Source organism: Acinetobacter sp. ANC_7511 (genome assembly GCF_056779975.1).
In genome coordinates this window covers 1-379 of the sequence record NZ_JBWYIY010000059.1, presented here as the reverse complement: position 1 = coordinate 379, position 379 = coordinate 1, and the positions used below count along the sequence as shown (strand labels likewise).

At 42.2% G+C, this 379-nt stretch carries 1 protein-coding gene; it reads left to right on the top strand.

Going from position 1 to position 379, the window contains the following annotated elements:
- The coding region (locus AC1M9L_RS14820) for a GA-like domain-containing protein (RefSeq protein WP_481592563.1) at positions 1-379 on the top strand (379 nt) is incomplete at both ends.

Sequence of the window (379 nt, the reverse complement as noted above, 5' to 3'; positions counted from 1 at the left end):
CAGTTAGACACGCTAAAAGACACAGCACAAGAATTAGTAGATGCACTGCCTGAATCAGCGACTAAAGATAGCTTAGATAAGCGTTTAGACGTTTTAGATACAACTGTGCCAGCCGTAAATGATTTAAATGGTGATGGCCTTGTTAATGAGGTTGATACTGCGATTGCAGAAGCGATTGAAGCAGTTAAGACAGCGGAAGCGAAGCATGATGAATTGGTAGAGGCAATTACAGCAGCAAATGGTGTAATCAGCCAAGCAACCCAAGACCAATTGCAAGGGTTGAAAGATCAGTTAGACACGCTAAAAGACACAGCACAAGAATTAGTAGATGCACTGCCTGAATCAGCGACTAAAGATAGCTTAGATAAGCGTTTAGACG